Annotated in this window: 7 protein-coding genes; 4 read left to right on the top strand and 3 right to left on the bottom strand. The window is 48.7% G+C overall.

Features of this window, described 5'->3' with window-relative positions; translation table 11 throughout:
* Nucleotides 1–315: 315 nt before the first annotated feature.
* The 3 genes from rbr to V3S16_RS01090 all read right to left on the bottom strand — a co-directional run bounded on the left by rbr (nt 316) and on the right by V3S16_RS01090 (nt 3,192).
* On the bottom strand, nt 316–891 hold the full coding sequence (gene rbr / locus V3S16_RS01100) for a rubrerythrin (protein ID WP_413882831.1): 576 nt from the start codon (nt 889–891) through the stop codon (nt 316–318).
* Between the two features lie 209 nt (nt 892–1,100).
* Nucleotides 1,101–1,244 (bottom strand): hypothetical protein, encoded by a 144-nt coding sequence (locus V3S16_RS01095; protein WP_413882830.1) that lies wholly within the window; start codon nt 1,242–1,244, stop codon nt 1,101–1,103.
* Between the two features lie 769 nt (nt 1,245–2,013).
* A complete protein-coding gene (locus V3S16_RS01090; RefSeq protein ID WP_413882829.1) occupies nt 2,014–3,192 on the bottom strand; it encodes a citrate/2-methylcitrate synthase in 1,179 nt (392 codons plus the stop codon).
* Nucleotides 3,193–3,419: 227 nt separating this feature from the next.
* On the opposite strand from V3S16_RS01090, the gene V3S16_RS01085 reads away from it, so the two are divergent.
* The 4 genes from V3S16_RS01085 to V3S16_RS01070 all read left to right on the top strand — a co-directional run.
* On the top strand, nt 3,420–4,763 hold the full coding sequence (locus V3S16_RS01085) for a Na(+)-translocating NADH-quinone reductase subunit A (protein WP_413882828.1): 1,344 nt from the start codon (nt 3,420–3,422) through the stop codon (nt 4,761–4,763).
* Nucleotides 4,763–5,947, top strand: coding sequence for an NADH:ubiquinone reductase (Na(+)-transporting) subunit B (locus V3S16_RS01080; protein ID WP_413882827.1), 1,185 nt, complete (start codon nt 4,763–4,765; stop codon nt 5,945–5,947). Before V3S16_RS01085 ends, V3S16_RS01080 begins: the two co-directional genes overlap by 1 nt.
* Nucleotides 5,940–6,629 (top strand): FMN-binding protein, encoded by a 690-nt coding sequence (locus tag V3S16_RS01075; RefSeq protein WP_413882826.1) that lies wholly within the window; start codon nt 5,940–5,942, stop codon nt 6,627–6,629. Before V3S16_RS01080 ends, V3S16_RS01075 begins: the two co-directional genes overlap by 8 nt.
* Before the next feature lie 155 nt (nt 6,630–6,784).
* A partial coding sequence (locus V3S16_RS01070) for an Rnf-Nqr domain containing protein (RefSeq protein ID WP_413882825.1) occupies nt 6,785–7,144 on the top strand: 360 nt, incomplete at its 3' end.

Genomic DNA, 7,144 nt, shown 5'->3' with positions numbered 1-7,144 from the left:
CATCGCATTTATAGACTTCTAATCTTTCTGCCATTTTTATGTCCCTCCTTTTTGCAAGTCATTTGTATAAGTATAAATTGTCAGTAAGCGTTCAAAGGTTCAGAGTTCTCCGTTCAGGGTTGTATTTTCATTGTTAACCTTGATTATTTCGTAAAAAGTAAAAAGTTAAACGTGAAAAGTCTAAATGTTTTGTAATATTGCCTCTTAATGTACCTAATGTAGTCGTTTTACATTTTACATTTCACGTTTCACTTTTTACGAATTTATCAACCTTTACTAACTAGCTCCGAACCTTGAACCCTGAACGGTTACAAATTACCAGTTTTCCCCTAGCAATTCAAAATGGGCCTGGGGATGAACACAGGCCGGGCATAATTCCGGAGCTTCATTGCCTTCATGGAGATAGCCGCAGTTGCGGCAGCGCCAGACAACTTTTTCATCCCGTTTGAAAACCCGGCCGGCTTCAATATTGGCCGCCAGGTCAACATATCTTTTTTCATGCTGTTTTTCGGCAACTGAAATCGCTTCAAACACCGAGGCAATGGTTTCAAAGCCTTCTTCACGAGCGGTTTTGGCAAATCCGGGGTACATCTCCGTGTGCTCGTAATGTTCACCGGCGGCGGCACCTTTAAGGTTTTCGAGGGTTGTACCGATCATACCGGCAGGAAACGCTCCCGTGATTTCAACCTCGCCGCCTTCCAGGAATTTGAAAAATCTTTTGGCATGCTCCTTTTCCTGGTCGGCGGTTTCTTCGAATATCGTTGCAATTTGCACATAGCCGTCTTTTTTAGCCTGGCCGGCAAAATAGGTGTAACGATTTCTAGCCTGAGATTCGCCTGCAAAGGCAGTTAATAGGTTTTTTTCAGTCTGTGTTCCTTTTAAACTTTTCACGTTTTTCCTCCTAATTTTTTGATTTTGTTAATTATTATTACCCTGATTGAACGAAAAAGCTCAATTAACAATTAACGGATAACGCCTAATCGAGTTTTGGTTCGATTAGGATATTATATTAGCGGAAGGTTCGCATGCAGCCTATTTCCGGTTTTTTTTCCACCAGCCTTTTTTAATGTGTTTTTCCTTTTCTTTTTCAGCCAGCAGCTTTAATTTATAGGCAGAATCCCGCAGGGTACCATAAAGGATGCCCACCCTACATCCTCGTGTTCGATATCACCGTGGTTTGCCAGGGCGATCATCTCATCCACAAGCTTAAGGGTTTTGACAATATTTTTGTCGCAGGGTTTCAAAACGGTAATTACTCTGTAATTTGTGGTGTCATATATAATTTTGGATAAGGCAATTAACGAGAAAAAAGACAATTTGTTTTGTCTTAATCATGGATACCCTCAAAATCCATGCCAAAAATAAGAAGATAGTTGAAGGCTACAAAAAAATAATTATTAACAGATAGTTGTAATCAACACCCCGGAGTTTGGTACTGCCCTGGAAAAAATGAAATGATACAGTTTTGATACAGGTTTATGATGTCGCGAAAACTATATAATACTCGCAAATGTAGAGTCAACAATAAAGGACTGCGCATGAAAATGTGTCTCGGGATAATCAATGACACATTATTGTCTCATGAGACAACCCGGACGATTATAAGATCTTGCAAGTTTACTTGCGGAAGTTTTATTTAATCCTGAAAAACCTGGTCCTTTGGGCCAAGTCAGCGTTGTCCGGCTCTGCCTTGGAGTTTTGTGTCTAAAATCACAAATTCCAAGCACCAAATTACAAATAAATCACAAATTCCAATATTCAATCGTTCGACCTACCGTTCGACCCCGAGCTCACGGTCGAGGGGGAGGCTCTCGACAGGTGACCAAAACCTTCCAAGACGAGACATTGTTTGGATTTTCGAATTTCGGTCATTGTTATTTGTTTGATATTTGATATTTGATATTTGGAATTTAATTTACTCCATTTAAGCTTAGGTGCACCCCTATGGAGTGAAATCAAAGCCTGATCCTTTGGGCCAGGATATTTATAAAATCGTAACACGATTTTATGTTGCTATCTCTCATCTAGGGGTACGAATTTGCACACCTCCGGGCCGCAGTAATCGCCAATATATTCGGATTCCGGGCGGTAAAGCATTGGTTTAGGGGCTGCATCTGCAAACTGCTCTTCGATGACGTGCGCGGTCCAGCCTGCAATTCTTGAAATGGCAAACAGACCCGTGAAGAGGTCAAACGGTATCCCCATGGAATAATAAAGCGAAGCACTGTAGAAATCTACGTTTACATATATATCACGGCCTTTGCGCCGCTTAAAGGCTTCCTTGCCTTTGATTTCAAGCAGCTTTGATATCTCATACCATTTGGTTTGGCCCGTGCGCTGCCCCAATCTCTGTGATATCGGTGCCAGAATATGGGCGCGGGGGTCGTCGGTAGTGTAAACGGCATGGCCCAGTCCCATTAGCTTTTTTCCGGAGTCAAATGTCTGGTTGACATATGCTTCAACGTTCTCGAGGGAACCGATTTCCATAAGCATTTCCATGACGCGGGCATTGGCCCCGCCGTGGAGCTCGCCCGACAGGGAGCCTACCGCCGCCGCTACGGCGGCATACATATGCGCCCTGGTCGAGGCAACTTCTCGGGCGGCAAATGTTGAGGCGTTAAAAGAGTGTTCGGCATGCAGAATCAGGCAGATGTCAAAAAACCGGGCGAGTTCTTCATCAGGAACCGTGCCGTTAAACATATACAGAAAATTGGCGGCATGATCGAGCCGCGGATTAGAAGCCAGCGGCTCATTGCCGTTGCGGATACGGTCCCAGGCCGCCAGGATCGTCGGTAATTTTGCGATCAGTTTAAGGGCCTTTTGAAATAAAGCATCGCGCGAGGTATCTTGAATGTCAGGATCATGATGGGCCAGCATGGCCACGCCTGACTGCAGGATGTCCATGGGCAGGGCATCCCGGGGCCGGGTTTTTAAAGCGGCGATCAATTCCGGGGGGATATCCCGCTCGGCGGTCAGCCGGGCCTTGAAGTCTTTAAGTTCATGCTCTTGGGGTAGTTTTTCATACAGCAGTAAATGGCAGACCTCCTCAAAGGTCGCATTTTCAGCCAGGTCCTGAATCAGGTATCCTCTGTATATTAACCGGCCGGCGGTGCCGTCCACATCACTGACTCTGGTACTGGCAATGGTAACTCCCCTAAGACCGGTATCTTGGGTTGGTCTGTTATCAGTCATGGCAACCTCCTTTCCCCTTTACGAACTATTTTGCTCATGATGCTTTCCTTTCAGGTATTATTTTAAAAATGAGGTCTGTTTGAAAGAATGTCAAGGGTGAAATAAATTTACAATTGGAATAATTTTTTCAGTACGTTGAAAACAAAACCAAAAAATGCTAAACTCATTCACTCACCAGTTCTCCAACGTTTACCGGCAACCTGATCTGACGATAAAAAAGGCGGCAAATGACTCCAATCCGCATTAAAAAAGGCTATGACCTGAATGTTGACGGCCGCCCTTCTGATAAGATCGAGCAATTACCAAACCCTGCATATGTTGCCGCTGTTCCTGAAAAGATACCTTTTGTAAAGCCCCGTCTGGCCGTGGAGATTGGAGACGAGGTCAAGATTGGAACGGTTCTTTTTGTGGACAAACGCAATCCGGACATAAAGTTTTTATCACCCGGCGGCGGGAAAGTGGAACAGATCAATTTTGGGCCGCGTCGCATCATCCGTGAAATTATCATTCAGCTGGAGAGCGAAGAAGCATCTGAAGCGTTTGAAAAAGTGCCGGAGCAGCTTGGGCATCTTAAACGCCACAATTTGGTAAAAATATTGCTTAACGGCGGTCTCTGGCCGCTGATACGCCGGCTGCCCTATCGGGACATTGCCGATCCTGATGAAATTCCGCCGGCCGTCTTTGTGAGCCTGGATGCCGGCGAACCGTTTCAACCCCCATCCGGAATTTATCTGGCAGACCAAAAAGAGTTTTTTGCATTCGGCATTCAGGTTTTGCGCAAGCTGGCGCAAGACAATGTTTATGTTGCGGCCCGCCATGACAGCCGCGAAGTTCCCGCAGAATACAACCAGTGGATTACGCATTTTTATACCGGCAAATACCCGGCTGCAGATCCGGGGGTGCTTTTGTATCACACACGCACATCCTCGGACGCAAACCGCTGCTGGTATATCAGCGGACAGGACCTGCTGCTGCTGGCCCGTCTTCTGAAAACCGGGAGGTATCCTGTAGAACGAATCGTTGCCCTGGGCGGGAGCCTGGCCTCTGATCCCCGCCATTTAAGGACCAGATTGGGGGTGCCCCTGGCACATCTGGCCGGGGACCGCCAACAAGAGAAAAACATCCGTTATATTGCCGGTGGTTTATTAAGAGGGTATATTGCTGCGGAAAACACTTTTTTAGGGTATTACGAAACATCATTGCTGCTGCTGCCCGAGGGCGACCAGGAGGAGGTTCTGGGTTTTGTGCGTCCGGGTTTTAACAAACCGAGTTATTCCAGGGCATTTTTATCGTACTTTAATACGGCGGCCCTGCCCATGGACTGCAATCGGCACGGGGGAGTGCGGGCCTGCATCGCCTGCGGATATTGTGCCCAAGTCTGCCCGGTCGATATTCTGCCCCAGTTGACTTTCAAGGCGGTGCTGGCGGATACGGTCGAGGAATTTCTGGCCCATGGCCTGCTGGACTGTGTCGAATGCGGACTTTGTACCTATGTCTGCCCTTCCAAGATAGAGCTTGCCGATATTCTGGTGCAAGCCAAAGCTGCCTATTACAAGGAACAGACGGCCTGATGAAATTTTTCAAACGATTTTTTGATGCGCAGCGCAAACACTTTTCCCAAGGGGGCCGATTTGCAAGGTTATATCCTTTTTTTGAGTCCATGGAGACGATTTTCTTTGCGCCGGCCGATGTCACCGCCGGCGGGCCCCATGTGCGGGACAGCCTGGATGTCAAGCGTTTCATGACCCTGGTGATTATGGCCCTGGTTCCGCATCTTGTCTTTGGCATCTACAACGCCGGGTATCAATCGCACCTGGCCTCGGGACTTTCGCTCAACTTTTTGCCGGTGTTTCTAAAAGGGGTGTGGATTGTCCTGCCGCTGGTGATCGTGACCTATGCCGTCGGATTTTTCTGGGAGATCGTCTTTGCGGTGGTCAGAAGGCACCATATCAGCGAAGGGCTGTTTGTCACCTGTATGCTGTTTCCGTTGACATTGCCGCCGACGCTGCCGTTGTGGCAGGCTGCTGTGGGAATTTCCTTCGGCATTGTCATCGGCAAGGAGGTTTTCGGCGGCACCGGCAGGAATTTTTTAAATCCGGCGCTGACCGGCCGAGCTTTTATCTTTTTTGCGTATCCGGCCCGTATGACGGGGGATGCGGTCTGGGTGGTTATCAGCCCAGCTAAAGCTGCGGCGGTGGATGCTTTCAGCGGAGCCACCCCCCTGGCGATTTCGGCCCTGGCGGAAAAAGGGGTCGGTGTTCAGGCGGCCCTGTCCCAGGCGGGCTACAGTATCTCAAAGCTTTTTGTGGGCCTTTATCCGGGGAGCATCGGGGACACGTCCACGCTGTTGAGCCTCACAGGATCCGTTTTTTTAATACTGCTGGGCCTTGCCAGTTACCGCATCATCTTGGGCGGGGTGCTGGGGATCCTGTCGGCCGGATTTGTGCTCAACCTTTTTGCCACCCAAGCATCTTTGCCGTGGCTGGCGCTGAACCCGTTTTATCATTTACTCATGGGCGGATCGGCCTTCGGCCTGGCCTATATGGCCACCGATCCGGTTACGGCGCCGGACATGCCGTGGTCCAAGTGGATCTACGGCTTTGCCATCGGGGTTCTCACGATACTGATTCGGGTCTTTAACCCGGCCTTTGTCGAGGGGATTATGCTGGCCATTTTGTTTATGAACCTGTTTGCGCCGCTTTTGGATCATTTTGAGGTCAAGGCTGTTTTAAGCAAAAGGGTGCCCAATGTCTGACACCTTAAAATCCATTATATTTGCCCTTGTGCTCTGTGTGGTTTGCAGCCTGCTCTTAACCCTGGCATCCAGCGGGCTCAAAAGTTATCAGCAGCGTAACGTGCTCCTTGACCGGCAGCAAAATCTTTTAAAAGCGGTGGGGCTTATCGAACAAGGACAGCAATACGCACCCGCGGAAGTCGAATCTTTATATGCCGAAAACATTAAGATGATCTGGGTCAAGCCCGACGGCGCCGTTGTGGAGCAAGCAAAGCGAACACAAAAAGATTTGCAGCTTTACCTTTATATGAAAGATAATGAGCTGCAGGCCTATATTATCCCCATCGACATCCGGGGGCTTTGGGGCAAGATTTACGGTTACATGGCCATTGAAAAGGACGGATCGACCATCAGCGGCTTTACGGTCTATCAGCACGGCGAAACCCCGGGCCTTGGCGGCGAGATCGAAAAACGCTGGTTCCAGAAAAACTTTGTGGGTAAGCGCATCGTCGACCGCAGAGGCGACTTTGTGTCGATCTCCATTGCCCGGGGAAAGGTCAAGGATCGCGTTCGACCGGAATTGCAGATCAACTACGTGGACGGTATCAGTGGCGCCACTCTGACCGGCAAATACCTTACGGCGGGATTTAAGGATATTCTTTCGTTCTATGAGCCGGTATCCATACGGTTCCGCAAAAAGTAAACAGTGGTCCGGGATCAGGGAAAAGTAAATAGTGGTCAGTGATCGGTAAGTAGTAAGCAGCATGCAGTATCCAGCATCCAGTATCCAGTATCAAGTATCCAGTAACCAGCAACCCGTAACCCGTAACCCGAAACTCGCAACCCGAAACTCGTAACATGAAAATTACCCGCACTGAAACCTATAAGGCCTTTGCCGGGCCGCTGTGGCAAAACAACCCCGTTTTTATACAGGTGTTAGGTATCTGTTCGGCTCTGGCGGTGACGGTGCAGATCAAAACCGCCGTGGTCATGGCCCTGGCGCTTACCTTTGTGGTCGCCTTTTCCAATCTGACCATCTCTTTGATGCGCAGCCTGATTCCTCGCAACATCCGCATGATTGTGGAGCTGTGTGTGATTGCCACACTGGTGATCGTGGCCGACGAGGTCTTACGGGCCTTTTTGTATGAAATCAGCAAGCAGCTTTCGGTCTTTGTGGGTTTGATCATCACCAACTGCATCGTCATGGGTAGGGCCGAG

Origin of the sequence: Candidatus Desulfatibia sp. (genome assembly GCF_036446775.1) — a bacterium.
Lineage (GTDB): Bacteria > Desulfobacterota > Desulfobacteria > Desulfobacterales > UBA11574 > Desulfatibia_A.
The sequence above is the reverse complement of the archived record's forward strand: the minus strand, read 5'-3'. Positions and strand labels throughout refer to the sequence as shown.